Source organism: Hydrogenophaga sp. NH-16, from assembly GCF_004006415.1.
Taxonomy (GTDB): Bacteria; Pseudomonadota; Gammaproteobacteria; order Burkholderiales; family Burkholderiaceae_C; genus Hydrogenophaga; species Hydrogenophaga pseudoflava.
This window is the reverse complement of sequence record NZ_CP029344.1, coordinates 4,318,335-4,344,977: the sequence shown is the minus strand read 5'-3', so window position 1 is coordinate 4,344,977 and position 26,643 is coordinate 4,318,335. Positions and strand designations below refer to the sequence as shown.

22 protein-coding genes are annotated in these 26,643 nt (G+C 65.6%); 7 read left to right on the top strand and 15 right to left on the bottom strand.

The window, feature by feature from the left end; translation table 11 throughout:
* Together DD542_RS20945 and DD542_RS20940 are read right to left on the bottom strand one after the other, a co-directional pair.
* Window positions 1-2,160 carry a 3-hydroxyacyl-CoA dehydrogenase NAD-binding domain-containing protein gene (locus DD542_RS20945; protein WP_127806952.1) on the bottom strand — a complete coding sequence of 720 codons (2,160 nt, stop codon included), beginning with the start codon at window positions 2,158-2,160 and terminating at the stop codon, window positions 1-3.
* 19 nt (window positions 2,161-2,179) lie between these two features.
* Complete coding sequence (locus DD542_RS20940; protein WP_127806950.1) at window positions 2,180-3,385, bottom strand: acetyl-CoA C-acetyltransferase; 1,206 nt, start codon at window positions 3,383-3,385, stop codon at window positions 2,180-2,182.
* Between the two features lie 111 nt (window positions 3,386-3,496).
* On the opposite strand from DD542_RS20940, the gene DD542_RS20935 reads away from it, so the two are divergent.
* Window positions 3,497-4,663, top strand: a complete 1,167-nt coding sequence (locus DD542_RS20935) for an acyl-CoA dehydrogenase family protein (RefSeq protein ID WP_127806948.1) — start codon at window positions 3,497-3,499, stop codon at window positions 4,661-4,663.
* Window positions 4,664-4,678: 15 nt separating this feature from the next.
* Here the strand turns inward: DD542_RS20935 and DD542_RS20930 are convergent, their stop codons facing one another.
* The 10 genes from DD542_RS20930 to DD542_RS20885 all read right to left on the bottom strand — a co-directional run bounded on the left by DD542_RS20930 (window position 4,679) and on the right by DD542_RS20885 (window position 13,585).
* Complete coding sequence (locus DD542_RS20930) at window positions 4,679-5,278, bottom strand: ATP-binding cassette domain-containing protein (protein ID WP_164868448.1); 600 nt, start codon at window positions 5,276-5,278, stop codon at window positions 4,679-4,681.
* Complete coding sequence (locus DD542_RS20925; protein WP_066154123.1) at window positions 5,275-5,862, bottom strand: hypothetical protein; 588 nt, start codon at window positions 5,860-5,862, stop codon at window positions 5,275-5,277. The genes DD542_RS20930 and DD542_RS20925 overlap by 4 nt, the downstream gene beginning before the upstream one ends.
* Window positions 5,859-6,266 (bottom strand): GtrA family protein, encoded by a 408-nt coding sequence (locus DD542_RS20920; protein WP_127806945.1) that lies wholly within the window; start codon window positions 6,264-6,266, stop codon window positions 5,859-5,861. Before DD542_RS20920 ends, DD542_RS20925 begins: the two co-directional genes overlap by 4 nt.
* Window positions 6,263-7,213 carry a glycosyltransferase gene (locus DD542_RS20915; protein WP_127806943.1) on the bottom strand — a complete coding sequence of 317 codons (951 nt, stop codon included), beginning with the start codon at window positions 7,211-7,213 and terminating at the stop codon, window positions 6,263-6,265. Before DD542_RS20915 ends, DD542_RS20920 begins: the two co-directional genes overlap by 4 nt.
* Window positions 7,210-8,163 carry a UDP-glucuronic acid decarboxylase family protein gene (locus tag DD542_RS20910; RefSeq protein ID WP_127806942.1) on the bottom strand — a complete coding sequence of 318 codons (954 nt, stop codon included), beginning with the start codon at window positions 8,161-8,163 and terminating at the stop codon, window positions 7,210-7,212. The genes DD542_RS20915 and DD542_RS20910 overlap by 4 nt, the downstream gene beginning before the upstream one ends.
* A 23-nt stretch (window positions 8,164-8,186) precedes the next feature.
* The gene (locus DD542_RS20905) at window positions 8,187-9,410 is read right to left on the bottom strand and encodes an acyltransferase (protein ID WP_127806940.1); all 1,224 of its coding nucleotides are present in this window, start codon (window positions 9,408-9,410) and stop codon (window positions 8,187-8,189) included.
* A 142-nt stretch (window positions 9,411-9,552) separates the two neighbouring features.
* Window positions 9,553-10,212 (bottom strand): general secretion pathway protein GspB, encoded by a 660-nt coding sequence (locus tag DD542_RS20900; RefSeq protein ID WP_127806938.1) that lies wholly within the window; start codon window positions 10,210-10,212, stop codon window positions 9,553-9,555.
* A gap of 13 nt (window positions 10,213-10,225) precedes the next feature.
* Window positions 10,226-11,929 carry an AAA family ATPase gene (locus DD542_RS20895; protein WP_127806936.1) on the bottom strand — a complete coding sequence of 568 codons (1,704 nt, stop codon included), beginning with the start codon at window positions 11,927-11,929 and terminating at the stop codon, window positions 10,226-10,228.
* Window positions 11,930-12,015: 86 nt separating this feature from the next.
* The gene (locus tag DD542_RS20890) at window positions 12,016-12,561 is read right to left on the bottom strand and encodes a polymer-forming cytoskeletal protein (RefSeq protein WP_066154102.1); all 546 of its coding nucleotides are present in this window, start codon (window positions 12,559-12,561) and stop codon (window positions 12,016-12,018) included.
* Window positions 12,562-12,688: 127 nt separating this feature from the next.
* Window positions 12,689-13,585 (bottom strand): crotonase/enoyl-CoA hydratase family protein, encoded by an 897-nt coding sequence (locus tag DD542_RS20885; protein ID WP_127806933.1) that lies wholly within the window; start codon window positions 13,583-13,585, stop codon window positions 12,689-12,691.
* A 78-nt stretch (window positions 13,586-13,663) separates the two neighbouring features.
* On the opposite strand from DD542_RS20885, the gene DD542_RS20880 reads away from it, so the two are divergent.
* From DD542_RS20880 to DD542_RS20860, 5 genes are all read left to right on the top strand, one after another.
* On the top strand, window positions 13,664-14,506 hold the full coding sequence (locus DD542_RS20880) for a helix-turn-helix transcriptional regulator (protein ID WP_127806931.1): 843 nt from the start codon (window positions 13,664-13,666) through the stop codon (window positions 14,504-14,506).
* Window positions 14,507-14,587: 81 nt separating this feature from the next.
* Complete coding sequence (locus tag DD542_RS20875) at window positions 14,588-16,297, top strand: FAD-dependent monooxygenase (protein WP_127806930.1); 1,710 nt, start codon at window positions 14,588-14,590, stop codon at window positions 16,295-16,297.
* Window positions 16,294-16,497, top strand: coding sequence for a DUF2783 domain-containing protein (locus DD542_RS20870; RefSeq protein ID WP_127806929.1), 204 nt, complete (start codon window positions 16,294-16,296; stop codon window positions 16,495-16,497). The genes DD542_RS20875 and DD542_RS20870 overlap by 4 nt, the downstream gene beginning before the upstream one ends.
* Before the next feature lie 60 nt (window positions 16,498-16,557).
* A complete protein-coding gene (locus tag DD542_RS20865; RefSeq protein ID WP_127806928.1) occupies window positions 16,558-17,154 on the top strand; it encodes a GAF domain-containing protein in 597 nt (198 codons plus the stop codon).
* A gap of 95 nt (window positions 17,155-17,249) precedes the next feature.
* Window positions 17,250-19,559 (top strand): YgiQ family radical SAM protein, encoded by a 2,310-nt coding sequence (locus DD542_RS20860; protein WP_127806927.1) that lies wholly within the window; start codon window positions 17,250-17,252, stop codon window positions 19,557-19,559.
* A gap of 109 nt (window positions 19,560-19,668) precedes the next feature.
* Here DD542_RS20860 and DD542_RS20855 read toward each other — a convergent pair whose 3' ends face one another.
* Both DD542_RS20855 and DD542_RS20845 read right to left on the bottom strand, forming a co-directional pair.
* Window positions 19,669-21,723 carry a PKD domain-containing protein gene (locus tag DD542_RS20855; protein ID WP_164868447.1) on the bottom strand — a complete coding sequence of 685 codons (2,055 nt, stop codon included), beginning with the start codon at window positions 21,721-21,723 and terminating at the stop codon, window positions 19,669-19,671.
* Window positions 21,724-22,857: 1,134 nt separating this feature from the next.
* On the bottom strand, window positions 22,858-23,037 hold the full coding sequence (locus DD542_RS20845; protein WP_127806924.1) for a hypothetical protein: 180 nt from the start codon (window positions 23,035-23,037) through the stop codon (window positions 22,858-22,860).
* Window positions 23,038-23,141: 104 nt separating this feature from the next.
* Here DD542_RS20845 and DD542_RS20840 point away from each other — a divergent pair, with 104 nt between their 5' ends.
* Window positions 23,142-25,040 (top strand): ATP-binding cassette domain-containing protein, encoded by a 1,899-nt coding sequence (locus DD542_RS20840; protein ID WP_127806923.1) that lies wholly within the window; start codon window positions 23,142-23,144, stop codon window positions 25,038-25,040.
* A gap of 94 nt (window positions 25,041-25,134) precedes the next feature.
* Here DD542_RS20840 and DD542_RS20835 read toward each other — a convergent pair whose 3' ends face one another.
* Window positions 25,135-26,598 carry a PLP-dependent aminotransferase family protein gene (locus DD542_RS20835; protein ID WP_127806922.1) on the bottom strand — a complete coding sequence of 488 codons (1,464 nt, stop codon included), beginning with the start codon at window positions 26,596-26,598 and terminating at the stop codon, window positions 25,135-25,137.
* Window positions 26,599-26,643 lie beyond the last annotated feature (45 nt).

Below are 26,643 nucleotides of genomic sequence, written 5' to 3'. Positions count from 1 at the left end.
TCAGTACTGGGGTTGGTGTTGACGCAGCGCGGCTTTCACCGCGTCCGCGAGTATGAAGCCGCTGCCGTGGCGGGCGGCCAGCTCGGCGCAGCGCCGCTCGAAAGCGTCGACGCCCATGCCGTAGATAAACTGCAGCGCGCCGCCTGTCCAGGCCGGGAAGCCGATGCCGAAGATAGAGCCGATGTTGCCGTCGTGCACACTGGTGAGCACGCCTTCGGCCAGACAGCGCGCGGTTTCCACCGCCTGGCGGTAGAGCAGGCGGTCTTTCACGTCCTGCAGGTTCCAGTCGACGCTCGGCTTTTCGTAGAGCGCCTTGAGCTGCGGCCAGAGGTGCTTCCGGCCGTCCTTTGGGTAGTCGTAGAAGCCACCGCCGGCCGCGCGGCCCGGGCGCTTGTGCTGCTTGACCATCTGCTCGACCAGTGTCTCGCCGGGCGTGGCGACGTATTGCTTGCCTTCCTTCTGGAAGTCGAGGCGGGTCTGTTCCAGCACATGCACCGACAGGCTGAGCGCGGTCTCGTCCAACACGGCCAGCGGGCCGACCGGCATGCCGGCCTGCATGGCGGCGTTTTCGATCACGGGCGCCGGGATGCCTTCGCCCAGCATGGCGGCGCCTTCCATCACGAAGGTGCCGAAGGTGCGGCTGGTGTAGAAGCCGCGCGAATCGTTGACGACGATGGGCAGCTTGCCCAGGGCCTGCACGTAGTCATAGGCGCGCGCGATGGTCTCGTCGTCGGTGTCCTTGCCGCGGATGATCTCGACCAGCTTCATCTTGTCCACCGGGCTGAAGAAGTGGATGCCGACGAACTTGGCCGGCTTCGCACTGGCCTGGGCCAGACCGGAGATGGGCAGGGTGGAGGTGTTGCTGGCGAAGAAACCGCCCTCGGCAAGCATGGGCTCGGCTTCCTTGGTCACCATAGCCTTGAGTTCGCGCTGTTCGAACACGGCCTCGATGATCAGGTCGCAACCCTGAAGGTCGGCGGCGCTGGCGGTGGGCGTGATGAGGTTCAGGATGCCCTGCTGTTTCTCGGCGCTCATCTGGCCTTTGTCGACCCGCTTCTGCGTGAGCTTGGTGGTGTACGACTTGCCTTTCTCGGCGGCTTCGACGCTCACGTCCTTGAGCACGGTGGCGATGCCACGCGTGGCCTGCGCGTAGGCGATGCCCGAACCCATCATGCCGGCGCCCAGCACGCCCACCTTCTTCGGCTGGTAGCGCGGCACGTCCTTCGGCCTCGACTGACCGCTCTTGATCGCGTTCATGTTGAAGAAGAAGGTGTTGATCATGTTGCGCGCCACGCCGCCGGTCATCAGTCCGGCCAGGTAGCGGCTTTCCACGCGCATGGCGGTGTCGAAGTCGACCATCGCGCCTTCGACCATGGCCGCCAGCGCCGCCTCGGGCGCGGGGTAGAGGCCGCGCGTCTTCTGCTTGAGCACGGCCGGCGCCACCGTCAGCATGCCGGCGATCTTGGGGTTGCTAGGCGTGCCGCCGGGCATCCTGTAATCCTTGCGGTCCCAGACGTGGGTGCAGGCCTCGGGCTTGCCCTGCGCCGATTCGATGAAGGCGAGCGCGCGCGGCAGCAGCTCCTCGGGTGTGGCGACCAGTTCGTGCACCACGCCAATCTTCAGCGCCTCCTCGGGGCCGAACAGCTTGCTCTCCAACACGTAGGGCTGCGCGGCCATCAGGCCCAGCAACCGCGTCATCTTGGTGATGCCGCCGCCACCGGGAATCAGGCCCAGCGTGATCTCGGGCAGGCCGAACTGGATCTTGGGGTTGTTGACCGCGATGCGGTGGTGACCGACCAGCGCCACCTCCCAGCCACCGCCGAGCGCCGCACCGTTGAGGCAACTCACCACCGGCACGCCCTGCGTTTCGAGGATGCGGAAGTTCTTCTTGATGCGTTCGATCTCGCGGAACACGCGCGGGCCGTCGGCCTCGGTCGAGCGCATCACGCCCTTGAGATCCGCACCCGCAAAGAAGGTGCTCTTGGCCGAGGCCAGCACGATGCCTTTGAGCTGGGCCTTGTCCTGGGCCACCTGCGCCGCGATGGCGTCCAGGTCGTCCTGCCACTGCAGGCACATGGTGTTGACGGGGGAGCCCTGCTCGTCGAAGGTGATGGTGGCAATGCCGTTGGCGAGTTCGTAGCGGATGGTCTTGGTGATCATGTTCAGGGTCTCCGCTGGTTCAGACGCGTTCAACAATCGTCGCGATGCCCATGCCGCCGCCGACGCAGAGGGTGGCCAAACCGTGGCGTTTTCCGGTCCGGTGCAGCTCGTCGATCAGCGTGTTCAGGATCATCGCGCCGGTGGCGCCCAGGGGGTGGCCCAGGGCGATGGCGCCGCCATTGACGTTGACCTTCTCGTGCGGCACACCCATCTCCTGCATGAACTTCATGGGCACGGCAGCGAAGGCTTCGTTGACCTCGAACAGGTCGATCTGGTCGATGGACAGGCCCGCCTTGGCCAGCGCCTTGCGGGCGGCGGGCATGGGGCCGGTGAGCATGATGGTCGGGTCGGCGCCCGAGAGCGCGACCGAGACGATGCGGGCGCGCGGCGTGAAGCCGTGGGTCTTGCCCGCGGCCTCGCTGCCGATCAGGATGGCCGCGGCGCCGTCCACGATGCCCGAGGAGTTGCCCGCGTGGTGCACGTGGTGGATGCGTTCGACCTGCGGGTAGCGTTGCAGGGCCACGGCGTCGAAGCCCATGGCGCCGAGCTGCTCGAACGCGGGCTTGAGCCCGGCCAGGCCTTCCATCGTCGTGCCCGGCTTGATGAATTCGTCTTTCTCCAGGATGGTCAGCCCCATCTTGTCCTTCACCGGCACGACCGAGCGGTCGAAGTGCCCGGCGGCGCGGGCGGCGGCGGCCCGCTTCTGCGATTCCAGCGCGAAGGCATCCACGTCCTGGCGGGAGAATCCGTTGAGCGTGGCGATCAGGTCGGCGCCGATGCCCTGCGGCACGAACAGGGTGGCGCTGTTGGTCTCGGGGTCCTGCGCCCAGGCGCCGCCGTCGGAGCCGATGGGCACGCGGCTCATGCTTTCCACGCCACCGGCCACCACCAGGTCTTCCCAGCCGCTTTTCACCTTCATCGCGGCCATATTCACCGCCTCCAGTCCCGAGGCGCAGAAGCGGTTGAGCTGAACCCCCGCGCAGCGCCAGTCCCAGCCGGCCTTGAGCGCGGCCACCTTGGGAATCACCGACCCCTGTTCACCGATGGGCGAGACCACGCCCATGACCACATCGTCCACCGCGGTGGTGTCCAGGTCGTTGCGGCGCTGCAGTTCGCTCAGCAGGCCAGCCAGCAGGTTGACCGGCTTGACCTCGTGCAGGCTGCCGTCCTTCTTGCCCTTGCCGCGCGGTGTGCGGATGGCGTCGTAGACGAAGGCTTCGCTCATGGTGTCTCCTGGGGGATGGGTCCGGATAGTCCGGACGATCGGATCAGTATAGACTTTTGCCAAGCAAATGCTTTGTATAAATCAACCCACCTAGTCCGAAAGGTGACAGCCATGATCGACCGCACGCTTTTCAACACCGACCACGAGGCCTTCCGCGACAGCTTCCGCCGCTTCGTCGAGAAGGAAATCACCCCGCTCCACGACAGCTGGGAGGATCAGGGCTACGTGGACCGCGAAGTCTGGCGGGCGGCTGGCGCTAACGGCTTCCTGTGCATGACCATGCCCGAGGAGTACGGCGGTGCGGGCGCCGACCGGCTGTACTCGGTGGCGCAGATGGAGGAGATCGCTCGGGCGGGCGTCAGCGGCATCGGCTTCGGCCTGCACAGCGAGATCGTGGCGCCTTATGTCCTGCACTACGGCACCGAGGCGCAGAAGAAGCACTACCTGCCGTTGCTCGCGACCGGCGAGATGGTGGGTGCCATCGCCATGAGCGAACCCGCCGCTGGCAGCGACCTCCAAGGCGTGAAGACCACGGCCATCAAGAGCGCCGATGGCTCGCACTACCTGCTCAACGGTAGCAAGACCTTCATCACCAACGGCTGGCACGCCGACCTGGTGATCGTGGTCGCCAAGACCGACCCGGCCGCGGGCGCCAAGGGCACCAGCCTGTTCCTGGTCGAACGCGGCATGGAAGGGTTCAGCAAGGGCAAACGCCTGAAGAAACTGGGCATGAAGGCGCAGGACACCTCGGAGCTGTTCTTCGACAACGTGAAGGTGCCGGCGCAGAACCTGCTGGGTGGCGCGGCATTCGAGGGTCGTGGCTTCATCTGCCTGATGGAGCAATTGCCCTGGGAGCGGCTGCAGATCGCGATTGGCGCGGTGGCTTCGGCGCAGGCTGCGATCGACTGGACGGTCGAGTATGTGAAAGACCGCAAGGTCTTCGGCCAGGCGGTGGCCAGCTACCAGAACACCCGCTACACCCTGGCCGAACTTCAGACCGAGGTGCAGGTGGCGCGCGTCTTCGTGGACAAGTGCTGCGAATTGGTGTGCGAGAACAGGCTGGACACCGCGACCGCGAGCATGGCCAAGTACTGGTGCTCCGACCTGCAGTGCAAGGTGATGGACGAGTGCCTGCAGCTGCACGGCGGCTACGGCTACATGTGGGAATACCCCATCACCCGGGCCTATGCCGATGCGCGCGTGCAGCGCATCTACGGCGGCACCAACGAGATCATGAAAGAGGTGATCTCGCGCTCGATGGGGCTGGGCGGGCGCTGACGGGCGCGCCAGGCTTCAGCCCAGATCGATTCGCTGGGCGATGGCCAGGTCGGCGGGCGCCTCGTAGTCCGCCAGCAGCACCAGCCTGTCGGTGGCCTGGGACTGTTCCCGCAGCCAGTCGCTGAGGTAGCGGATCGAGGCCAGGTCCAGCGCCGCGAACGGCTGGTCGAGCAAGGTCAGCGGTGGTTGCAGGGCCATGGCGGCGGCCAGGCCCACCTTGCGGCGCCCGCCGGCCGAGAGCATGTAGAAGCCCTTGTGCAGGTGCTCGCCCAGCGACAGGCCATCGATGTGCTCGTCCAGCCGGTCGCGCGCCGGTCCCTCGGGCACCTGAGTGCGCAGCCAGTCGGCCACCACCACCGTGTCCAGGTCCGGGCGGGTCATGTCGGGCCGCAGGCCCGCCAGCGCGCCGCCGATGTCCTGCCCGGCCAGTTGCATCGCCCCGGCTTGTGGGCGGATCTCGGCGGCCAGCAGCCGCAGCAGGGTGGTCTTGCCACGCTGTTCGTCGCCGCTGAGCAGGGCCAGGCCAGGTGTCAGCGAGGCGTTCAGGTGGGTGAACAGCGGCGCCTGTCCGGGCCAGGCGAAGCCCAGGCCCCGGATCTCCAGGAACGCGTTCACTGGCACTGGTAGTCGACCACGTCCGCACTCTGGCGGAACGGGTCGGTCAGGTCCGAGGAGTACTGGCCCATCAGCAGGCGCTGCTTGGGCAGGAAGTTCTGGCGGAAGTAGCGGCTGGCGGCGGCCAGGCGCTGGCCCTTGTCGGTCAGCTTGACGCAGCCGTTCTGGATCTCGATGGTGCCCGATTCGAGCTGTTCGGTCAGGCGCACATCGACCAGCCGGTGTTCCTTGAGGTATTCCTGCGTGAACACGTCGGCAAAACGGCTCTGCTGGATGCCGCCGCCGCGCTGCTGGATCTTCTCCAGAATGTAGAACGACAGCGAGCGGTCGATGACGGTCGGCACCGAAATGGCGAAGCAGTAGCCCGAGAGCAGCCAGATCACCACCAGTTGCAGCTTCTCGAAGCCGTTGAAGGTGCGGCTGGTCGAGATGATCAGCCCCGTGAGCAGGGCGGCGATCACGCCGTCGGCGATGGCGGCGTAGAACACCACGTTGACCGCAAAGAAACGGATGTGCAGGTAGTAAACCGCCAGCAGCAGGACGACGAACAGGGCGGTGGCAGCGAGCGCGCGAAAGAGCTTCATGAGGGTTTGAACACGAGGAACTTGTTGCCGAGGTAGCTGAGCGAGACCTGCAGGCCGGTGGCCAGCAGGAAGCCGGCGCGGTAGTCCAGGCCGAGGCGGTCGGTCCAGAGCCACAGCACAAGGCCATGCAGCAGCGCGATGGCGCCATAGAGGCCGCTGAATTTCAGCAGCTGGGGCAACCAGGGCTGTTGCGCGGAACGGGCGAACACGTAGAAGCGGCTGCCCAGGAAGGAACTGGTGATGCCGACGACCGCTGCGCACAGGTTGGCCAGCCCGGCGGAACCGAAGCCCAGCACCTGGAGGTTGAAGGTCAGCACCGCGTAGTGGACCGCGGTGGCCACCAGGCCATTGACCACAAACCGGAACAGTTCCTGGCGCGGGTGGGAGGCGGCCACACCGTTCATGGTCGGGTCTCGATGACCTCGGCGATGAACTCGCGGTGGGCAACAGCGGTGACCACGCTGCCGCTGCGCATGACGCCGGTGAGCATGAGGGTCATCAGCGCCAGGGCGCCGGTTTGCAGGAACAGCAGCACGAAGATGCCCAGGACCAGCGAGAACCAGCCGGGGGTGGAATAGCCCAGCAGCTTGAGCACCACCGCGCAGGTCGATCCCACCACCGACATCGCGGCGATCACCGCGCTGAAGATGCCCACCCGCACCAGCACATCCTCGGCGAACACCATCAGGGCTTTGAAGCCGTGCAGCGCCAGACCCACGAAGTTCATCTTGGACTGACCGGCGTAGCGCGGGCCGCGGTCCAGCGGGCAGACGCGGGTGCGCAGCTTAGAGGCCAGCACGGCCGCAGCCACATGAATCGGCAGTTCCTGCATCGCCACCAGGCGCTGCACGGCGGCCGGCTTGAGCGCCATGAAGTTGCCAAAGCTGATGGGACGCCCGGTCATCACCTTGAAGAAGCGTTTGTAGACTTGGTAGAAGGCCTTGAACTTGAGCGTCTCCACCCGGCTCTTGCGCTGCGCGACCACCACGTCCACGTCGGCCTGGTCCAGCGGTTGCAGCAGCTCGGGGATGGTCGAGGGCAGGTCCTCGCCATCCGAATCCATCAGCACCACCCTCTGGTGGGGTGCCAGGTGCTCGGCCGCATAGCTCAGCCCGATCGCAATGGCGCGCTGGTGGCCCACGTTGCGGCGCAGCTTGAGCACCACCCCGGCCACACCTGCGTCTTCGAGGCTGGTGATGGTCAGGGGCTGACGCACCGATCCGTCGTCCACCGCGACCACAAACACCCGCTGGCCGAACTCCTTGGCCAGTTCCTTGAACAGTCGACCGCTGGCCTCCAGGTCTTCGTAGACCGGGGTGACGATCACGATCTCGTGCTGCGCGAAGCTCATGATTGCAGGAAGCGGCGGAAGTAGGCGATGGTCTTGTCCAGGCCCTCTTCGAGCTGGACCTGCGGCTGCCAGCCGAGCACGGCCTTGGCCTGCTCGATGTTGGGCTGGCGCTGCTTGGGGTCGTCCGAGGGCAGGGGCTTGCAGACCAGCCGGGACTGGCCACCGACCTTGGCCAGCACTGCCTCGGCCAGCTGGCGGATGGTGAATTCGTTGGGGTTGCCCAGGTTGATGGGGCCGGTCACGCCGTCGGGGCTGGCCATCAGGCGCACGAAGCCCTCGATCAGGTCGTCCACGTAGCAGAAGCTGCGGGTCTGCGAGCCGTCGCCGTAGATGGTGATGTTCTCACCGCGCAGGGCTTGCACGATGAAGTTGCTGACCACGCGCCCGTCGTTGGGGTGCATGCGCGGGCCATAGGTGTTGAAGATGCGGGCGACCTTGATGTCCACCTGGTGCTGGCGGTGGTAGTCGAAGAACAGGGTTTCGGCGCAGCGCTTGCCTTCGTCGTAGCAGGAGCGGATGCCGATGGGGTTGACCTTGCCCCAGTAGCTCTCGGGCTGGGGGTGCACCTCGGGATCGCCGTAGACCTCGCTGGTGGAGGCCTGGAAGATCCTGGCCTTGGTGCGCTTGGCCAGGCCCAGCATGTTGATGGCGCCGTGCACGCTGGTCTTGGTGGTCTGCACCGGGTCCCACTGGTAGTGCACGGGCGAGGCGGGGCAGGCCAGGTTGTAGATCTCGTCGACCTCCACATACAGCGGGAAGGTCACGTCGTGGCGCATCAGCTCGAAGTGCGGGTTGCCCATCAGGTGGGCCACGTTGTCCTTGGTGCCGCTGTAGAAGTTGTCGGCGCACAGGATGTCGTTGCCTTCGGCCAGCAGCCGCTCGCACAGGTGCGAGCCCAGAAAGCCGGCTCCCCCGGTGATCAGGATTCTTTTTCTGTTGGAAATGCGCATGCGGGGCTCCGTTCGCGTACAGGTCAATGCCGGGAATTGTCACCTGCTTTTGGGACACGCCTCCTTTGCCAGCGGGCAACGGCGTTGAGAGCTGGCCGTTCCACGAGGTAATAGCTGAGCATTGCAAGGAGAGTGGTGACCACAAGGCAGATCAGCAGCGCCAAAAGACTTCCTTCCACGGTTTTCCATGGGCCGGGAACCGTCCGGGGCAGCAGTCTGAGCACCGGGAAGTGCCAGAGATAGATGCCATAGCTCCAGGTGCCCATCAACAGAAGCGGCTTGCAGCCCAGCCACCGGGCAGGCACAGACGGCTGCACCACCAAGTACACGATGCCTGCTATCAGAATGCCCATCAAGGGTTCCCAGAAATAGGCCACCCACAAGGCATCGCTCAGTGCCCGGGGTTGCTGCGAAAGCACATACAGCCAGCCCAAGTAGAGGAGTGCAACGGCGCAAAGCAGCAGACCGGGTAAAGGGAGCCTTCCCGGATTGCGCCAATGGTTCAGTGCCATACCCACGAGGAACAGGCTCAGGGAGCCAGGCAATTGCCGCAGCGTGCCGATGTCCAGGCCCAGTCCTTCGCTGGCTCTCCATTGCGCAATGCCATAGCGCCATCCGATGCTGACGGTGAACCCGAGAATCAGCAGCGACCACACCCCGGTGTTGCGGTACCAGACCAAGCACAGTGGCACCACCAAGTAAAAGCCCAGTTCGATCGGTAGAGTCCACCACACGCCGTTGTAAGGTGCGCTGCCACCTGGCATCGGGTGCAACCACAGCAAGGCGTTGTTGAGCATTCTCAGTGGGTCGAGGTCTTTCAGCAGGAAGGTGTAAGAGGTCAGCAGGGACATCAGCAGCAACTGGAACCACAGGCCGGGGTAGATGCGTGTGAACCGGCGTTGCCAGAAATCCATCGCATTGCGGCCGTTGAGAGGCTTGTTCCAGAGCACGCCGCCCAGAAGGTATCCCGAGAGAACAAAGAACCACTGCACGCCGACCCATCCATAGTCGATCAGGAACATGAGGTTCCATTGATGGCCCAACGCTTCGACCTTCGACGCCGCATTGCCGAAGGCTGGGAAATTGGTCCGCCAATGAAAGAGCAGCACGATCAGTGCAGCCAGTCCGCGCAGTCCGTGCAATTCGGGAAGAAAGTTGATCGATCCGGGTCTTTGGGCGGAGCTGACCGGCGAGCTTTCAACAGTGCGGGCTTCGAATGAGCCTGGTTTGGGTGCGGTTGCCGTCATGTGAATGGATGGAAGGCGCAGGTTGCTGTGCCTGTTGTTGACTGTGTCGAGGGCGGAACCGCAATCAGGGTGATTCGAGTTGCACACTCGAACGCTCCGGTCGAGCCAGTGCTGTGGCTCCACCGAGAAGGATGGCGGTTGATCAGAAGTTCACGTTGAACCGGGTTCCGTTGTGATTGAAAACGGCGCTGCGTGGCGTGATGATCTCAAGGACCAGTCCTGGAGAAACAGTCTGCCCCTCGCGCACCACATTGCCGTTGACGATGAGCATGCGATGTGCCGGATTGCTCGAGTAGGTGGAGCCGCTGATACTGACTGGTGGATGTTGTCCGCTGGATTGAGGCGCCGTCCCCATCGCGCCAGGCTCCTTGGCTGCTGCGGCCGTCGGCGGCGCGGCAGTGGGTGGTGGAGGCGAGCGCTCGCCGATGGAGGCGGATCTTGCTGAAGAAGGCGCGACGGCGACGGGTGCGGGCGGTGGCGCCAGGATGGGCAAGGCAGGGGGCGGTGGAGCAGGCGCAGCCACTGTAGCTACCTCGGAAGTCACAGGCTTTTCCTGGGCGCTGGCCGGCGCTTGCATGGTGGCGACCGCGGGCTTGTGTTCACTGGGGGCTCGCCACCACCAGAGGGCCGCAGCGGCTGCCACCAGCAGGGCGATGGTCCCCACCATCAAGGGCACGCCGGGTCGTCGGGGTCTGGCGGCGCCCGCAGCGGGGGCCGGCGTGCCCTGGCTGTGCAGGCCGGGCACGTGGCCCCGCTCACGTTCGGCGTCGGCCCGTTTGAGTGCATCAAGGATGTAGGACATGGCGCGGCGGCGTTCAGGGCTTGCTCAGGCGCGGTTCGTCCACACCCGCGGCCAGGTTGACCTGCATGAAGGTCATGGACCCGGCCACACCGTCGGCCTCCAGGCCTTGTGTCTGCTGGAAGGCCTTCAGGCGGGTGGCGAAGGTGCTGGCCTCGGCGGGAATCAGGCCCTTGGCCTGGAGGCTGATGAGCTCTCCCGAAAGCCAGTCGCCGGCCACACCCTGGGGGTTCTGTGTGATCCTGCCCCGCGTGCCCTCGGGCTGGCGCCAGAGGGTCGCATAGTCGCCGCGCCAGATGTCGGCGAGTGCGGTCAGCGGCATCAGCCAGCGCTGGCCATTGGCCTGCAGCGTGGCGGTTTCTGCGGTCATGGCGGTGACGAGGGCGCGCCGCGGTTCCTCACTGCCAAGGCGCAGCAACAGGATGCCCGGGCGGTTCAGCTGGCGCAGGCCGTGCAGCGTCATGCGCTGCGTGCTGAAGCACTGCAGTTGCTGCTTCAAGGCCGCGGTGCAGGGATCGTTCCCGGTGAGGGACTGGCCCCAGAGTGCGCCGAGCTCACGCCATGCGGTGACCTCGGAGCCCAGCAGGTCTGCGGCCACTGGCGGCTTGACGAGGGGGGCAGGGGCGCTTGCGTGAAGTGGGTCGGCAGGTGCCTCGACGGCCGCGGTGGACAGGGGCTGAGCTGGCGCGGGTGTCGGCGCCACCGGAGCCGGACCCGTGGTGGGACTGGCGGTGGGGCTGGATGGATGGGGAAGAGGTGTTTGCGACGGTGCGCGCTGCTGCCAGAGGACAGCGGCCACGCCGGCGGCCAGCACGGCGCCGCCCAGTGCACCCAGCGCCAGCGTCTGCCAGGAGCGGCTGGCCAGTGCCTTGACCGGCGGTGGCACGGACCGGGTGGCGGGCATGTCGAACACCTCGCTGGCCGCCTTGTCCACCATCGCGGGACCGATTTGCCGGCTGTCGGTGGCGTAGGCGCCCAGCAGTGCGCGGTCGCACAGCAGGTTGATGCGTCGGGGCACTCCCCGGGTGATCGCGTGGACGCGCGCGAGCGCTTCCGCGCTGAACGGCAGAGGTCCCTTGAGGCCCGCCACCTCCATGCGATGGCGCACGTACTGCCGGGTTTCGGCCTCGCTGAGGGCGCCGAGGTGGAACCGCGCGATCACCCGCTGCGCCAGCTGTTCCAGCTCGGGTTGGGCGAGCACGGCGCGCAGCTCGGGCTGGCCGATCAGCACAATCTGCAACAGCTTGCGTTCGTTGGTTTCAAGATTGGTCAGCAGCCGCAGCTGTTCCAGCACATGGGGCGTGAGGTTCTGCGCCTCGTCGATGATCAGCACGTTGCGCTGACCGGCAGCGTGGCTGCGCAGCAGGTACTCGTTCAGCGGATCAAGATAGTCCTTGATCGTGGCCGGCCCGATGCCTTCGTGCCGCACCTCCAGCTGGAACTCGTGGCAGATGGTCTTGAGCAGGTCGCCGACGGTGAGCTTGGGGTTGAAGATGTAGGCGACCCGGCAGTTCTCGGGGATCTGTTCGAGGAAGCAGCGGCAGACCGTGGTCTTGCCAGCGCCGATCTCACCGGTGAGCAGGACGAAGCCGCCGCCGCCCTGCACCCCGTACAGAAGCAGCGCCAGCGCCTCCCGGTGCCGCTCGCTCATCAGGAGGTAGCGGGGGTCGGGGGCGATGGAAAAGGGAGTCTGCTGGAGACCGAAATAGCCGGCGTACATGCCCAGAGGATAGCGGGGCCGCCGGGGCAGGCGCAAATGAACACCGCCCGCAGAAGCGGGCGGTGTGGTTCAGAGCGTGGTGATGCTCAGGCGGCGAGTGCCATGGAGGGCTTGGCCGCAGAGGAGGATGACTTGGCGCTGCCGGCCACCGAGCATTCGATGTCGCCCGAGAGCTGGCCACCTTCCTCGATCACCACCTTGCCGTAGCGGATCTTGCCGGTGACCTTGCCGGTGGCGTAGATCACGAGTTTCTGGCGCACGGTGAGGTTGCCGTCGAACACGCCGTGGATCTCGGCAATGTCGATCTCGGCCGAACCCTTGAAGGCGCCTTGCTGGGCGATCTGGATCACGCGCGAGTCCATCGTCGCTTCGACCAGACCTTCCACCACCAGCGTGTCGCAGTCGGTGATCTCCACGCCCTTGAGCTTGATGTTCGGGCCGACCGTGAGCTTGCTGCCGCCTTCAGGCACGGTGGTGCTGGCAGATGCCGCAGCCGATGCCGGCTGGCGGCTCTCCGGCTGATTGCTGGAGGAGGGCGTGTTCATGCTGCTGGCGCCGTAACGGGGGGAGTTGAGCCCTTGGTTGAGGGTGTTGGTGGGTTCGTTGTCGCGTTTTCCGAAATGCAGTGCCATGCGAGCTCCTTCTGAAAGTGAAGCGCTCATGCTAAGGACCATGCGGCTTACATTCGGAACGCTGCCGTAAGAGGGGTAACGAGATGAACCGTACGTCTGGTTGCGCCTGTTGCGTAACACGCGCTTGCTATTTGCGCGCGTCCATTTCCCGGATCAGTGCGCGTGCTTCATCGCCTTCGGGGATGGGCCGGCCGCTGTCGCGCCACTGCACCGCGGCCTTGAAGCCCTGTTCCTGGGCGTACCGGCGGAACCACAGGCCTTCGGGGTTGTGGCGCGTGATGCCGTCGAACACGGTGGCGAACATCTGGGTCTGCTCCAGACCCATGCTGAGCATGGCCTGGTTGACCACCAGCTTGTGCATCGCCAGGTGCGACGAGGGCACGCCCGCGATGCGCCCGGCCAGCCGCATCACCGCGTCCTCCAGCTGTTCCGCCGGCACGGCTTCGTTGGCCAGCCCCCAGTCGGCGGCGGTGCGGCCGTCGATCACGTCGCCGGTGAACATCATCTGCTTGGCGCGCAGCGCCCCGAGCCGGTAGGTCCACATGGCCGTGGTCGGGCAGCCCCAGACGCGGGTGGGCATGTAGCCGATGCGCGCGTCCTCGGCCATCACCAGCAGGTCGCAGCACATCGCGATGTCGCTGCCGCCGGCCACCGCGGCGCCGTGCACTTTGGCGATGGTCGGCTTGGATGAGCGCCACAGGCTCATGAAGTCCTCGGTGTTGCGCTTCATGACGGCGTAGTCGGCCATCGGGTCCCAGGGGGGGGCTTCCTGCTGGCAGGGGTGTTCGATCCGCTGCTCGGCATAACCGGCGAGGTCGTAGCCGCCACAGAAGCCCTTGCCCGCCCCTTCGACCACGATGACGTGGATTTCCGGCTCGGCGTTGGCCCATTCCACCGCGGCGCGGATCTCGCCGGGCATGGCGTCGTTGATGGCGTTGTACTGCTCTGGGCGATTGAGCAGCAGGCGGGCGATGCGCGGCTGTTGCGGGTCGGGGGTGATGCGCAGGGTGCTGAATTCGGGCATGTCGGCTCCTCGATGACGATCCCGCATGCTAGGAGCGCTGCGCAACGCCAGGCCGTCGCCTGCGCTACAGTGCCTCGCATGTCCATCCCGTCGCGACGCCACTGGGTGCTGGGCTCTCGCCAGCCGCCTGCGCTGGACCTGCCGCTGGCGCAGGCCAGCGCGCTGCTGACCCACCTGGGCCAGGGCGCCAGGGACGCGGTGGCCGAAGACCTGTTGCGGCTGGTGGGCGCACACGCGCCACTGGCCCAGTGCACCATTTTTTCCTTCGAGCCCGGGCGCAGGCCCACCGTGGTGGCGGTGGGTGATCGTTCGCGCACCAAAGAACTACCCCACATCGCCGAGGCCTATGTCAACCGCTACCACCGGCTCGATGGGCTGGCCGCCGTGATGCAGGCCGAGTGGACTGCCGCGCAAAAGGCGGGCACCGAGCAGCCGCGCATCCTGCTGCACCGCCAGACCGGCGCCGACATCGCCCATGCCCCGTATCGCCAGACCTGCTACACGCTGCCGCAGGTGGCCGAGCGGCTGGCGGTGCTGGCGCTGTATGAGGGGCGGCGCTGGATGTCGGTGCACCTGTACCGTGGCACCGAACACGGTCCGTTCGACGACGCTGCGGTCGCCGTGGTCGAGGCCTTTGCGCCGCTGATCGTGCAGGCCGTGCGCCTGCACCACACCGGTCTGGCCGTCCACCAGGACCTGGGCGGGCTGCTGCTGGCGCGCGCCGTGCGGCGCTGGCCGCAGCTCACCCGGCGCGACCAGGACGTGCTGCAGGCGCTCATGGACGGCCTGGACACCAACACTCTTGCTGAACGCCTGGGCCTGACGCCTTCCAGCGCCCAGACCTACTGCCAGCGGGTCTACCGCAAGCTGGGTGTGGCCGGGCAGCGTGAACTGTTCGCCGCGCTGCTGGCGTCGACCTGATCACTTGTCCCGGATGTCCTGAAAAGAGGACATTGATCGGCCCGTCGCTGCCTACACTGCGGCGCATTACAGGAGACACGCATGCACCAGCCCCACGCCGAGCCGCGGCGCTCGATCTACTACGACTACCAGGTCTTTGATGCCTGGGTGCCATCGCAGCACCCGGCGCAGCAGCACGCCCCGGTGGTCGTCGCCGGGGCTGGCCCCATTGGCTTGGTGACCGCGCTGGCGCTGGCGCAGCAGGGCGTGCGCTGCGTGGTGCTCGAAGCCGAGCGGCAGGTGTCCGAGGGCAGCCGGGCCATCGCGTTCACGCGGCGCTCGATGGAGATCCTGCAGCAGGTGGGGGTGGCACACCGCGTCACCGAGAACGGCCTGCCGTGGAACTGTGGCAACTCCTTCTACCGGGGCCAGCGCGTGTTCCGGATGGAGAACCCGCACGACCCCGACGACCGCTTCGCCCCGCTGATCAACATCCAGCAGCAGTACCTCGAGCAGTACCTGGTGGAGGCCTGCGACGCCCATTCGCTGGTGGAGCTGCGCTGGGGCAACAAGCTGGTGTCGTTCGGGCAGGACGCCTCCGGTGCCACGTTGCAGGTCGACACCGCCGAAGGCCCGTACACGCTGAAAACCGACTGGCTGGTGGCCGCCGACGGTGCACGTTCGGCGATCCGCGCCCTCATGGACCTCAAGCTCGAAGGGGCGTCCTACGAGGGCAAGTTCGTCATCGCCGACATCCGCGTGGACCTGCCGCTGCCCACCGAGCGCCTGGCCTTCTTCGACCCCGACTGGAACCCGGGCAACACCATCCTCATGCACCGCGAGCCGCATGGCCTGTGGCGGCTGGACTACCAGCTGCCACCCGGCGAGACGCCCGAGGACGCGCTCCAGCCCGAATCGCTCAAGGCCCGCATCAATGCCCAGCTGGCCATGATCGGCCACGCCGGCGTGCCATGGGAAATGGACTGGTGCTCGGTCTATTCGGCGCGCGCGCTCACGCTGCCCGACTACGTGCATGGCCGCGTGCTGTTTGTCGGCGACGCTGCGCACCTGCTGCCCATCTTCGGGGTGCGCGGCGCCAACACCGGTTTCCAGGACGCGCAGGCCCTGGCCTGGCGGCTGGCGCTGGTGGCCCGGGGCGTGGCACCCGCGTCGCTGCTGCGGAGCTACAGCAGCGAGCGCGTGGGCGCGGCGCGCGAAATCATCGACGAAGCGGGCAAGAGCACCCGTTTCATGACACCGCCCACACGCGGTTTCCGGCTGCTGCGCGACGCCGTGCTCTCGCTCTCACTGACCCAGCCCTTCGTCGGGCCGCTCTACCACTGGCGCACCTCCCGACCGCACGAGTACACCCGCTCGCCGCTCAACGCGGTGAGCGACGACAACGCCGCGTTCGAGAGAGGGCCAGGCCACGGGGCACCGCCGCGCAACATCCGCCTGGGCGACGACCGCTTCCTGCTCGATCACCTCGACCACCGCTTCACCCTGCTGTGGGCAGCCTCCGACGGGGCCGGCCTTCCCGCCGATGTGGGGGCGGTGGTCGACGGCGCACGCGCCAAGGGGCTTCCGCTGCAGGTGATCGCCGTCGGGGCGCGCCAGCCGGTTGCCGGTGCCGACCGGACCTTGCCCGACGCGGACGGCCACCTGCGCCGGCGCCACGGCCTGCGCTCAGGTGGTGCCTACCTGCTGCGGCCCGACCAGCACGTCTGCGCCCGATGGGCCGCGCTGGACGCCAGCCGGCTGCGCGCCGCCCTCCACACCGCCATCGGATTGAACACAGGAGCCTCATCATGAGCAGCCAGCATGTCCCTCTGCAGACCCTGACGATCCCGGGCCTGGAGCAGGTCTACGACCAGCTCGCGACCGCCATCGATGCCATCGACCCCGCGAAAACCGAGTTGTTCCTCGTAAAGCTCGCGCTGATGAACGCCAACGCGCTGGCCGACCCGACCTTGTTCCAGGCGCAAATCGATGCAGCGATCAAAGACCTGTGAACGGAAAAGGCTTCGTCTGAGGCGCTGCAAGGCACGTGGATTTGCCTTATAAAGCCGCGCATGAATCCACTGTTCGATCCGGGCTACCGGCCTGAAGACCTCGAAGTGCAGGTGTCCGAGCTGCTGGTGGCCACCGCAGACGAGTCCGATGAACTGATCGACCGGTCCATCTCCGATGTTCTGCGGCTGCTGCGCGACCGCATGAAGATGGACGTGGTGTTCGTGTCCCAGTTCGCCGAGGGCCAGCGGGTCATCCGGTATGTGGACACCGATCCCGGGAATCCTCTGTTGTCGGTCGGCGACGCTGATCCGCTGGAAGTGTCGTGGTGCCAGCGGGTGGTCGACGGGCGCCTGCCCGAGTTCATCCCCGATGCCCGGCGGCTGCCGGCCTCGGCTGCCCTGCTCAAGGATGTCCCCTTTTCCATCGGCACCCACATCAGCACGCCCATCGTGCTGGCGAGTGGCGAGGTCTATGGAACGCTGTGCACCTTCAGCCAGGCGCCCCAGGGCGATCCCGACCCCAACGACTTGAAGGTGTTGCGCTACACCGCGAAGCTGGCGGCAGGGAAGATCGAAGGCCGGCGAGCGCGGGAACGGCAGGGCGCAGGTGTGCCGGAACTGTCGCTGGTGCCGCTGGAGCGCAAGCGCTCCCTGTAGGGCGCCGTCAGTCTGGCGGGAGGCCCCAGGCCCACGCAGGGCAGGCTGGGACCCCTACACTTACGGGTTCCCCCGAAAGTCTCCAGAACGGCCCCATGAACGCGCCCATCGACGTCTCCTTTTTCGCGCGCAACGCCAAGCCGCTGACCAGTTACCGCCCGTACTGGGCCAAGCGCTTCGGCACTGCGCCCTTCCTGCCCATGAGCCGGGCGGAAATGGAGCAGCTCGGCTGGGACTCTTGCGACATCGTGCTGGTGACGGGCGACGCCTATGTGGACCACCCCAGTTTCGGCATGGCCGTGATCGGCCGGGTGCTGGAGGCGCAGGGTTTTCGCGTCGGCATCATCGCCCAGCCCGACTGGCAAAGTGCCGAGCCCTTCAAGGTGCTGGGCAAGCCCAACCTGTTCTGGGGCGTGACCGCGGGCAACATGGATTCCATGATCAACCGGTACACCGCCGACCGGAAGATTCGCAGCGACGACGCCTACACCCCCGGCGACGTGGGCGGCAAGCGGCCCGACCGCGCCGCCATCGTCTACAGCCAGCGCTGCCGTGAAGCCTACAAGGACGTGCCCATCGTCCTGGGCGGCATCGAAGGCAGCCTCCGCCGCATCGCCCATTACGACTACTGGAGCGACAAGGTGCGCCGCTCCATCGTGGTGGACGCCAAGTGCGACCTGCTGCTCTACGGCAACGCCGAGCGTGCGCTGGTCGAGGTGGCGCACCGCATCGCCGCGCGCGAATCCGTCGAACAGATCACCGACGTGCGCGGCACTGCCTTCGTGCGCCGTCCGGGCGACCCGACCGCCGATGGCTGGATTGAGCTGGATTCAACCGAGGTCGACACGCCGGGCCACGTTGAAGACCACATCAATCCTTACCAGACCACCAGCGAACAGGCGCAGGCGCGAGGCCAGAGCTGTTCCAAGGAAGAGGGCGCCACTCCAGCGAGCGACCCACAGGTCAGACCCATCACCATCCACCGGCCGCAGGGCTCGGGTGGTGTGGCCAAGCTGCCGCGCGAGCGCACCGTCATTCGCCTGCCCAGCTACGAGCAGGTCAGGAGCGACGCCGTGCTTTACGCCCACGCCAACCGCGTGCTGCATCTGGAAACCAACCCGGGCAATGCGCGCGCACTGGTGCAGGCGCACGGCGAAGGCACCACGGCGCGCGACGTCTGGATCAACCCGCCGCCCATCCCGCTGACCACGGCCGAGATGGATTACGTGTTCGACCTGCCGTACGCCCGCGGGCCGCATCCGGCCTATGCTGACGAGCACGGCCGCCACGACGGCGCGACCAAGATCCCGGCCTGGGAGATGATCCGCTTCTCGGTGAACATCATGCGCGGCTGCTTTGGCGGCTGCACCTTCTGCTCCATCACCGAGCATGAAGGCCGCATCATCCAGAGCCGCTCGGAAGATTCGATCATCCGGGAAGTCGAGGAGATGCGCGACAAGGTGGTGGGTTTCACCGGCGTGGTCAGCGACCTCGGCGGTCCCACCGCCAACATGTACCGCCTGGGCTGCCGCAGCCCGGCGATCGAAGCCGCCTGCCGCAAGCCCAGTTGCGTCTACCCAGGCATCTGCCAGAACCTCACCACCAACCACGATCCGCTGATCAGGATCTACCGCCGGGCGCGCGCGCTCAAGGGCATCAAGAAGATCCTGATCGGGTCCGGTCTGCGCTACGACCTGGCGGTCAAGAGCCCGGAATACGTCAAGGAACTGGTGCAGCACCACGTGGGCGGCTACCTGAAGATCGCGCCCGAGCACACCGAAAGCGGGCCGCTGTCGAAGATGATGAAGCCCGGCATCGGTAGCTACGACCGCTTCAAGGCCATGTTCGAGAAGTACAGCGAAGAGGCGGGCAAGAAGCAGTTCCTCATTCCGTACTTCATCGCCGCGCACCCTGGCACCAGCGACGAAGACATGATGAATCTCGCGCTCTGGCTGAAGAAGAACGGTTTCCGCGCCGACCAGGTGCAGACCTTCTACCCCAGCCCCATGGCCACCGCCACGGCCATGTACCACACCAGCCTGAACCCGCTCAAGGGTGTGCACCGCGACGAGCGGGCCGAGCGCGTGGACATCGTGCGCGGTGAGAAGCGTCGGCGGCTGCACAAGGCTTTCCTGCGCTACCACGACCCCAACAACTGGCCACTGCTGCGCGAAGCGCTCAAGACCATGGGCCGCGCCGATTTGATCGGCAATGGCAAGCACCATCTCATCCCGACATTTCAGCCGGTGACCGATGGCGGCTATCAGAGTGCTCGGAAGAAAAATTCGACGCCGAGTGGAAGGGCGTTACCTGCCGTCGGCAAGACAGAGAAGGCCCCGGTGAAGGGGCGCATCTTGACGCAGCACACCGGCTTGCCGCCAAGGCCCGGCACGAAGGGCAGGTAGCGCCAGCCCAACGCAGATTCATCCATGTTCTGCTGAGCCAGCTTGGGCTCAAAAAAACACCCGCTGGACGTGAAGTCCAGCGGGTGTGGTCGCAAGCGCTATCTGTCTATCAGTAGTAGAACGGTCCCACCCAATCAGCCGGCAGCAGCTGGTACGAGTTACCGAACTGGTTGATGTTGGGCACGCCGCCATCGGCGCGGGTATTGCCGCGCGACGACATGCGGCGTCCCATCAGGATGAACTCGGTGTTCGTGTTCGGGCCGCGGTGGAACACGTTGTTCTCCAGTACCACGTCTTCCAGACCCTGCCGGCTGTCGGGGCCGTTGTTCTCGGGAGCCGCACCACCGGTGAACGAGTTGTTGTCCGTGGCGTCTCCCAGACGGTTGTTGGCGATGACGATCTGCCTCGATGCCCAGGTTGAACCCGAAATGCCATAGTTGTCGTTGTAGGCACCCAGTCCTCCAGAATGGATCTTCAAGGCATGGCGGATGCCGTCGGAGGAGCGTCCCCGCAGTGCGTTGTGCGCGATGAAGCCTTTGTTGATGCCATAGATGCGCAGGGTGTGCTGCTGGGCGGTGCCCATGTCGTTGCCCATGATGACGAACTGGCTTCCAACGCCAACCATGTTAATGATTGGGTTCGTTGTGCTTCCCCTCAACTGGTTCTCCACCACAAACAACTCGCGGGGCTGGATGTACTGACTGGGCGCCAGCGTGTGGTGTTCGACGACGTATTGCAGCGCACTTGCGAGGTTGATTTGCCCGACGGCCAGCTCCCCGGTAGGAGCGTCAAACGTGTTGCGATAGAGAAGCAGGCGAGACATGGTGGCGTACTGCTCGAAGCGATGCAGGAAGTTGAGGTCCATGATCGAGATGTCGCGCGGGAACGACGACGAGTTGGGTGCCAGCGAGCCCACGTCGATACTGCTGATTCTCGGTTTCGCCCCGGATCCAAAGGCGCCAATCTGAACATTCTGGCTTCCGTGAGGAATGCTGATCGAAGAGAACGTCTCTCCACGGCGAAGCAGCACGCGACGGTTGTTGAAGCTTGCAGAGCCCGGCATGGCGGTCATCTGGGAAGCGCCTGCGGGACAACCAGCGAAGTTGGCCACCGCGGACACACAGATGGTCTGGGTGCCGGCAAACACGGCATTGGGGTCTTGAACCTCGATCGTTACCGTCCTGTCCGAGTAGCCGCCGGAGGGGTCGGTGGCGCGGACACGCACCTGGTAGGTGCCGGGTTGGTCGAATACGTGAGCGGCCAGCGGACCACCGGTCTGCACATTTTTCGGAAGACCAGAGATCGACCAGGTTTGACCCCGGTCGTCCCCGAAATTGAATGCGTAGCGCACATGGTGGAACGGGTGTTGGCCGGTTGCGCTGTAGGTTGTGCCTGTCGCATCGAATTGAACCGCCAGCGGTGCAGGGCCTGTCAGCCGGGTGGCTTCCAGTCGGGCAACGACCGACGTCGAAGGCTGTCCTTCGGGTGCGGGTGCTGGAGCCGGTGCGGGAGCGGGAGCGGGAGCGGGAGCGGGTGCGGGTGCGGGAGCGGGTGCGGGTGCGGGTGCGGGAGCCGGTGCAGTGGCCGTCATCATGTAGCAGGCTTTGGCCACGCCCGACAAAGGATCTCCAAAAGTGGTGTTGTTGCAAGCCACTCCGCCGGTGAACGTGCGGGGAGCGGTCCAGGCGGTGCGGGCACCGTACACCACACTGGCGGAGCCGGTGAACCGACACTGATTCCATTCAGCCGCGCACAAGGTATAGCCTGCCGGCACACTCGAGGGAGCAGGAGCAGGAGCAGGAGCAGGAGCAGGAGCAGGAGCAGGAGCAGGAGCAGGAGCAGTGGCTGTTTGCAGATAGCAGGCTTTGGCCACTCCTGGCAAAGGATCCCCAAAAGTGGTGTTGGAACAAGCCACGCCGCCGGTGAAACTGCGCGGGGAAGTCCAGGTGGTGCGGGCTCCGTACACCACGTTGGCGGTGCCGCTGAACCGGCATTGGTTCCATTCGGAGGCGCACAGCACATAGCCTTGCGGCGGCGTGTTTGTCGTTTGAGCGGGAGCGTCGGCGACAGCCAGAAGCAAAGCCCCCCCCATCAGTGCTTGCAATGTTGACTTTGCAGGAAAGACAGGCATCATAGGCAACAGGGAAAAAGTTCGCGAAAACATACAATCCTTTAAAACGTTCGACTTCGCGTTTTCGGCCTTGTGGGGTTAGGAGTAAACTCCAATAGTTACAAGGCTGTAGTAGCTCAGCAATCAATTCAACGCCCCACGGCTGCCGGATCTCCGGTGAGTCATGGGAATCTGCTAACAACATAGCCACCTGAAGAGCTTGGGGTGACTTGTCACGCCGTGCTTGTCTCTCGGGCCACAGCAAAATTCTCGCCTTCGACACTCATTTTCAGTGGGTGCCTGAGACTGTTGTCGTTCGAGTTTCGGTGAACTGAATGACCAAAAGCCTAACCGTTTCACAGAGTTACGATCACGCTCATCACGTTACCGGCCTGTTGTTTCAGGGCTTCAGCATAGGATGTAGACGCGTACGTTCAGCCTCCAACGTAGCCCTTTCGTCGTTTGGCCGTTGCGTGAGGTGATTTGGTTGGCGTTTCGTGAGGCGCAAGCTGTGAGCTTGCCGCGCGCTTATAGCTCGCGATCTGTGAAAAGACGCTCAATAGCACTGACATCCAGGCCGTGCAAATCTCAGTTGTGGACCGCTAGGACACAGACATGAATGTCAGAGACCTTTGATTCGTGATCTTCATCCCTGAGACGGGGAATAACTGAGCGCTTGTTCCAAGCCTCTTTAAATTTAACCACGAATAGCAACATTTGGCGAGCTGGTACCCATGTTTGTGTACTTCGTTCATAGGCCAGATGTCGTTTTGTTGATACTCGGCGGCTACTTCAAGCTTGGTGGTTGCGGAGCAATCCGTTGATGTCACCCATCTCTCCTTTTTGGCTCTGGCTTGCAAAGTGTGTGGTGGTTGACGCCCCTTGAAAACCTGACGTTCCCCCGGAAACCGGACAGTTCTGAACTACAGGCTGGCCGCTTAGTTGGGTTGAACTGACCTGCTGTTGACAAACTCGCTCGGGGTCGCCAATCAAGCCACTGCAGTAGTGGCCTTGAAGTCCCCTTGAAAACCTGAACCACCCGGAAGTAGAGAATTCCCCAAGACGGAGTCTCTACATGAAGAAATCCAGAGAAACCCAAGCATCGCTTGCTTTCTTGTTTGCTTTGCTGCGATCAGCGAAGCCTTGCAGTATACACCAGTTTTTGACTTCGTGTCAAAAATTTTAGGGTTAACCCGATATTTTTTGACCGATCGATGCAACCACTGGCACATCCTCTTCACCAACCTTGCCGACTGCGTCGTGCAGCTCAGTGATCAGCGAAGCCTTGCAGTATACGACAGTTTTCCAGACGTTGTCAAAAGCCGCGAAAAATTCTTGCAGATGAGGTTGGCCAGCAACTTGAGCCAAGGCCTGTCCTGGGCACTCAGGCAGCCCGGCCTATAGGCGCTGACGATAATCCCCTGCCCAGCCCCCACTGCCCCCTCTATCCCCCACTGCCCCCCTCTATTTATATGGCGCTCATTACTCTGCAGGATGCCCAACTGGCCTACGGCCATGTGGCCCTGCTCGATCACACCGACTTTGCACTGGAGAGCCAGGAGCGGGTCGGACTCATCGGCCGCAACGGCACAGGCAAGTCGTCCCTCTTGAAGATACTGGGGGGACTGGAGAGGCCCGACGACGGCACGCTGCAGGTGCAAACGGGGCTGCGAGTCGCCTATGTCCCGCAAGAGCCGGATCTGGACCCGTCGGCGTCAGTGTTCGAGGCGGCCAGCCTGGGTCTGGCTGAAGCCCGCCAAGCCAGGGACCTCTACCTCAGCGGCGCGGAAGGACTGGACCTGGACTTGCTCCAGGGCAGGATTGAAGCGCTTGACGCATGGAACTGGGAACAGCGGGTTGAGGAGACGTTGCAAAGGCTCCATCTTGATGGCAACCACACTGTGGGTCAGCTCTCTGGAGGCAACCGCAAGCGGGTGGCACTGGCTCAGGCCCTGGTGAGCCGCCCCGATGTGCTGCTGCTGGACGAACCGACCAACCACCTGGACATGGACAGCATCACCTGGCTGGAGGACCTGTTGCTGGAGTACCGCGGCAGCGTGGTCACCATCAGCCACGACCGCGCCTTTCTCGACCGGGTGGTCACCCGCATGGTCGAGCTGGACCGGGGGCGGCTGCTGAGCTACCCGGGCAACTTCGCCCAGTACCAGGCGCTCAAGGAAGAGCAACTGGCCCAGGAGGCCGTCATCAACGCACGTGCCGACAAGCTGCTGGCCCAGGAGGAGGTGTGGATCCGAAAGGGCGTGGAAGCCCGCCGCACCCGTGCACAGGGACGCATCACGCGGCTGGAACGCCTGCGCGAGCAGCGCGCCCAGCGGCGCGACGCCGTGGGTCGGGTGCGGCTGGAGGTAGCCAGCGGGGGTGCCAGCGGCAAGATCGTCGCGGAACTGGACCGGGTGTCCAAGTCCTTCCCTTCCGCCGATGGAGGCATCCGCACCGTGGTGCGCGACTTCAGCGCCACCATCCTGCGCGGAGACAAGGTTGGCCTGATCGGCCCCAACGGCGCCGGCAAGACCACGCTGCTCAAGCTGATCCTGGGCGAACTCTCACCCGACAGCGGCACCGTGCGGCAGGGCAGCCAGATCAGCGTGGCCTATTTCGACCAGTTGCGCGACCAGGTGAACCTGGACGCCACGCTGGAGGACTTCATCAGCCCGGGCAGCGAGTGGATCGAGATCGGCAATCGCCGCACCCACGTCAAGAGCTACCTGAACGACTTTCTGTTCTCGCCCGCCCGGGCCAACGCACCGGTGCGCACGCTCTCTGGAGGAGAGCGCAACCGCCTGCTGCTGGCGCGCCTGTTCGCCCGGCCGGCCAACGTGCTGGTGCTGGACGAGCCGACCAACGACCTGGACATCGACACCCTGGAACTGCTGGAAGACCTGCTGCAGCAGTACGAAGGCACGGTGTTCCTGGTCAGCCACGACCGGCGGTTTCTGGACAACGTGGTCACCAGCACCATCGTCAGCGAAGGCGATGGGGTCTGGCGCGAGTATGTCGGCGACGTGGAGGACTGGCTGACCCAGTCGGCGCGTGCGCAGGAGCTGCAGCGCCAGCGCGCACCGGAACCGGCCAAGCCACTGGAGGCAGCCGCACCGGCGCCAGCACCGGCCAGCCCCCCTGCCGCGGGCAAACGCAAGCTCAGCTACAAGGAGCAACGCGAGTTCGATGAGCTGCCCGCGAAGATCAAGGCGCTGGAGGACGAGCAGGCTGCGATCGACAGTGCCCTGGCCGACGGGCAGCTGTTTGCCACCGATGCCTCCCGGGCGACTCAACTCAGCGCCCGCCATGCGGAAATAGAAGAAGAATGGATGCAGGCCCTGGAGCGCTGGCAGGCGCTGGGCGGCACGTGAGCCCCAAGCGACCGGCCGCTGCCCCTGACCACGCCCGCCGAACCGCACGGGTGGCGCAGGCGGATGGCCGCCCCCCAGGCCCTCGCGGCGCTGCTCAGCTCGCCAGCAGGCGCCTGAACACCTTCCAGAACGCCGCGTCCTGGGTGGTCGCGAAGTTGATGCGCATCAGCGTGCTGGGCGCGCGCGCCGCATGGAACAGCGCCCCGGGCGCGATCAGGTAGTCCTCGTCCAGCATGCGCTGGGCCAGCGCCTCGGTGTCCACGCCCGTGTCGACCCAGCCGAACAGGCCCGAAGGCTCGGCCACGAAGCGACAGCCCGCCGCCTGTGCCAGCTTCACGCTGCGACTGCGCGCGGCGTCCAGCCGGGTGCGGATGCGCTCGGCGTGGCGGCGCAGCTGACCGCTCTCGATGCAGTGCGCCAGCGCGCGCTCCAGCAGGCTAGGCGTGGTCAGCGTCGCCAGCAGCTTGGTGTCCAGCAGTCGCTCGGTCAGCTCCGGCGGCGCCACCAGGTAACCCACGCGCCAGTTGGGCGCCAGGATCTTGGCAAAGCCGCTGACGTAGATGGTGCGCCGCAGACCGTCGAGCACGCTCATGCGGGTGGCGTGTTCGGGCGCAATGTGGCTGTAGGTGTCGTCCTCGACGATGTGGAAGTCGTGCTGCTGCGCCAGCTGCAGCGCGCGGTGCGCGCTGGCGGGCGAGAGGCAGTAGCCCGTGGGGTTGTGCAGCACGCTGACGCTCACGAACAGCTTGGGTGCGTGTGCCTCGCAGTAGCGCGCCATCACCGCCAGGTCGGGGCCGGCCGGCCCGCGCGGCACCGGCAGGATGCGCATGCCCAGCGCATCGAGCCGCGCGAACTCCACCGCCCAGCCAGGCTCCTCGACCATCACGGCGTCGCCGGGTTTGAGCAGGGTGCGGCTGACGATGTCCAGCGCGTGCGTGGCCCCCACCGTGGTGATGATCTGCGTCGGGTCGGCCGGCAGACCCAAGCCCTGCAGCCGCGCCGCCAGCACGCGGCGCAGATGGCCGTCGCCCATGGGCTCGCCGTAGCGCAGCGAACTCTCGGCCAGGGCCTTCTGGCCGCTGACCTTGCGCACCGCGGCGGGCATGAAGCTCGATTCGAGCCACTCGGGCGGCAGCACCCCCATGCCGGGCTGGGGCAGGCTGCCGCTGGGGTGGAACATGCCGCGGATCAGCGTGGCGGCCGACAGCGGCGCGGCCCTGCGCAGTGCGGCGGGCGCTGCGGCCGGCGCCGCCGCATCGGCGTCGCGCAGCGGCGCCCGCTCGCGCACGAAGAAGCCCCGGTGGGGCCGCGCCTCCACCAGGCCCTGGGCCAGCAGCAGGTCGTACGCCGCCACCACGGTGGACGGGTTCAGGCCGTGCTGGGCCGCGCACTGGCGCACGCTGGGCAGGCGCGCGCCCGGGGCCAGCAGGCGGTCGCGGATGCGGGCGGCAAAACGTTCGGCCAGTTGTTCGGTGAGTGTCTGGGCGGCGGTCCGGGTCAGCGCAGCGACCGCCGTGGCCTCCGGCGCGGCGTCTCTGGAATCCTTGCTATGGAACATGCGGTGTATGGCCTTCATGAACCACACAGATTCACTCCGTGACCC

Excerpts from the sequence above, each read along its gene's own strand:
- DD542_RS20945 (WP_127806952.1), bottom strand. The coding sequence starts at position 2,160 with ATGATCACCAAGACCATCCGCTACGAACTCGCCAACGGCATTGCCACC.
- DD542_RS20865 (WP_127806928.1), top strand. The coding sequence starts at position 16,558 with ATGAATCCACTGTTCGATCCGGGCTACCGGCCTGAAGACCTCGAAGTG.
- DD542_RS20890 (WP_066154102.1), bottom strand. The coding sequence starts at position 12,561 with ATGGCACTGCATTTCGGAAAACGCGACAACGAACCCACCAACACCCTC.
- DD542_RS20910 (WP_127806942.1), bottom strand. The coding sequence starts at position 8,163 with ATGCGCATTTCCAACAGAAAAAGAATCCTGATCACCGGGGGAGCCGGC.
- DD542_RS20875 (WP_127806930.1), top strand. The coding sequence starts at position 14,588 with ATGCACCAGCCCCACGCCGAGCCGCGGCGCTCGATCTACTACGACTAC.
- DD542_RS20915 (WP_127806943.1), bottom strand. The coding sequence starts at position 7,213 with ATGAGCTTCGCGCAGCACGAGATCGTGATCGTCACCCCGGTCTACGAA.
- DD542_RS20895 (WP_127806936.1), bottom strand. The coding sequence starts at position 11,929 with ATGTACGCCGGCTATTTCGGTCTCCAGCAGACTCCCTTTTCCATCGCC.
- DD542_RS20920 (WP_127806945.1), bottom strand. The coding sequence starts at position 6,266 with ATGAACGGTGTGGCCGCCTCCCACCCGCGCCAGGAACTGTTCCGGTTT.
- DD542_RS20885 (WP_127806933.1), bottom strand. The coding sequence starts at position 13,585 with ATGCCCGAATTCAGCACCCTGCGCATCACCCCCGACCCGCAACAGCCG.
- DD542_RS20925 (WP_066154123.1), bottom strand. The coding sequence starts at position 5,862 with ATGAAGCTCTTTCGCGCGCTCGCTGCCACCGCCCTGTTCGTCGTCCTG.
- DD542_RS20840 (WP_127806923.1), top strand. The coding sequence starts at position 23,142 with ATGGCGCTCATTACTCTGCAGGATGCCCAACTGGCCTACGGCCATGTG.
- DD542_RS20940 (WP_127806950.1), bottom strand. The coding sequence starts at position 3,385 with ATGAGCGAAGCCTTCGTCTACGACGCCATCCGCACACCGCGCGGCAAG.
- DD542_RS20870 (WP_127806929.1), top strand. The coding sequence starts at position 16,294 with ATGAGCAGCCAGCATGTCCCTCTGCAGACCCTGACGATCCCGGGCCTG.
- DD542_RS20855 (WP_164868447.1), bottom strand. The coding sequence starts at position 21,723 with ATGTTTTCGCGAACTTTTTCCCTGTTGCCTATGATGCCTGTCTTTCCT.
- DD542_RS20905 (WP_127806940.1), bottom strand. The coding sequence starts at position 9,410 with ATGACGGCAACCGCACCCAAACCAGGCTCATTCGAAGCCCGCACTGTT.
- DD542_RS20835 (WP_127806922.1), bottom strand. The coding sequence starts at position 26,598 with ATGTTCCATAGCAAGGATTCCAGAGACGCCGCGCCGGAGGCCACGGCG.
- DD542_RS20935 (WP_127806948.1), top strand. The coding sequence starts at position 3,497 with ATGATCGACCGCACGCTTTTCAACACCGACCACGAGGCCTTCCGCGAC.
- DD542_RS20900 (WP_127806938.1), bottom strand. The coding sequence starts at position 10,212 with ATGTCCTACATCCTTGATGCACTCAAACGGGCCGACGCCGAACGTGAG.
- DD542_RS20880 (WP_127806931.1), top strand. The coding sequence starts at position 13,664 with ATGTCCATCCCGTCGCGACGCCACTGGGTGCTGGGCTCTCGCCAGCCG.
- DD542_RS20860 (WP_127806927.1), top strand. The coding sequence starts at position 17,250 with ATGAACGCGCCCATCGACGTCTCCTTTTTCGCGCGCAACGCCAAGCCG.